Below are 2,045 nucleotides of genomic sequence, written 5' to 3'. Positions count from 1 at the left end.
GATTCAGTTATGTGTACATTCAATTAAGGGTCGACTGTTAGTATCGAGTTAGGAGGTTGTGCGGGTAGAATGTAGTGTGTGTGTCGTGTGTGATGGATGAGGTTGGGTGGGGGTGGGGGTGGGTGAGGTGGGGTGGAGCTGGGTGGTGAGGAGAGAGTGAGTGGGGTTGGTGCGGGTCTCGGGGTGGGCGGTCGGAGGAGCTATGGGGGTGGGGGAGTCGGGGGAGCGTAGGAACTGCGCTTAGATACAAAGTAGCCCGCTATTCCATCCTGTTTTTGCCCTCAAATTTTGATCCACTACCAACATCACTTCAATGTGATCACATAGATATTTGTTATCAAATGATGATTAACTTTTGGTCCAGAGGATCGCTGGGTACCAAAACTGACGGTCGCGCGCGCGGCGCACCGCTCAGTCGCTCCCGCGCCGATCCGGTTCATGCGCCTTCATCTATCCATAAAGGCTTCGCTCGCCGCCGCCTCCGGCTTCCTCGCGCTGATTTGCATAGGTCAGGGCGCCCTTTCAGTCACGAAACTCAGCGGCATCCGCGGTTCGGTCACCGAGGTTGCCACCAACTGGCTGCCTTCCGTATTGGCTGTTAATAATATCCGCGCAACAGCTTCAGAGGTGCGCATCAAGCAGTTGCGTATGCTGGCTATCAACAGCAACTCAGAGCAGCACATCATCAATGAGCGCGACATGGCCGAAGCATTTGCTGCACTGGCTGAGGCACGCAAGACCTATGAACCGCTGATATCGTCCAATGCGGAACAGGAGCTATATGACGCGTTCTCCTCTGCATGGGCGCGTTACGAGACCATCGGCCGGAATGCAATTGCTCTGGCCGAGGGCGGTCATAGCAGTGAGGGATTGGCACTTCTTGGTCGCCCGGAGAACATCGGTCTCTACAACGATGTCCGCCAGGCTCTGACCGCGGATGTCGCATTGAATGAGCGCGGGGCTCGCACGGACGCGAACGCGGCGATGTCCGCTGCCGATACGGCGATGACAGCCGTCTACGCTGCGATTGCCCTTGCTGTCGTTGCAGCAGCTGCGGCTGCTACGTTCAGTCTTCTGCGTGTGTCACAACCGATCCAGATGATAACCGGCACGATGGCGGCGCTGGCCGGCGGCGACGCAGAGGTCGAGGTGTTGTACCTCGCTCGCCGAGATGAGATCGGTGCGATGGCGGCAGCGGTGCAGGTGTTCAAGGACAACCTGATCCGCACCCGCAAGCTCGAAGCCGACACGGCGCAGGCGCGGCTGGCGGCCGAGGCGCAGCGCAAGGCCGGCATGCGCCAGATGGCCGACGACTTCGAGGCGGCGGTCGGCGGGATCATCGGCATGGTGGCGTCCTCGGCGACCGAGTTGCAGGCCACCGCCCAGACCCTGACCGCAACGGCGACCGAGACTGCGAGCCAGTCTACCACGGTGGCGGCCGCGGCCGAGGAGGCCGGCACCAACGTCAACACGGTGGCGGCGGCCGCCGAGGAGCTCGGCTCCTCGGTGGCCGAGATCGGCCGGCAGGTCGGCGGCTCGGCCGAGCTCGCGCATCTGGCCGTGCGCGAGGCCGACCAGACCGGCGCCCGGGTGCAGGCGCTGAGCGCGGCGGGGTCGCGGATCGGCGCCGTGGTCGGGCTGATCTCGGACATCGCCGGCCAGACCAACCTGCTGGCCCTCAACGCCACCATCGAGGCGGCACGTGCAGGCGCCGCCGGCAAGGGCTTCGCCGTCGTCGCGGCGGAGGTGAAGGCGCTGGCCGAGCAGACGGCCAAGGCCACGAGCGAGATCTCGGGCCAGATCGCGCAGATCCAGACCTCGACTGGTCACGCGGTCGCCTCGATCGGCGGCATGACCGGGCGCATCCGCCAGATCAGCGACGTGGCGACCTCGATCGCGGCGGCCGTGGAGCAGCAGGGCGCGGCGACGCAGGAGATCGTACGCAACGTCAGCCAGGCGGCTGTGGGCACGGCGGAGGTAACCGGCAACATCACCGGCGTGGCGGGCGCGGCCGAGGAGACCGGCGCGGCGGCGACCCAGGTGCT

General features: G+C 64.3%; 1 protein-coding gene. It reads left to right on the top strand.

Features of this window, described 5'->3' with window-relative positions:
- Window positions 1–438: 438 nt before the first annotated feature.
- On the top strand, window positions 439–2,045 hold a 1,607-nt coding region (locus tag MKK70_RS00555), incomplete at its 3' end, for a methyl-accepting chemotaxis protein (RefSeq protein ID WP_243945360.1).

This window comes from Methylobacterium sp. E-041 (genome assembly GCF_022829665.1).
Classification (GTDB): Bacteria; Pseudomonadota; Alphaproteobacteria; order Rhizobiales; family Beijerinckiaceae; genus Methylobacterium.
Note: the sequence above shows the minus strand (reverse complement) of the source record. Positions and strands in the feature narration are given on the sequence as shown.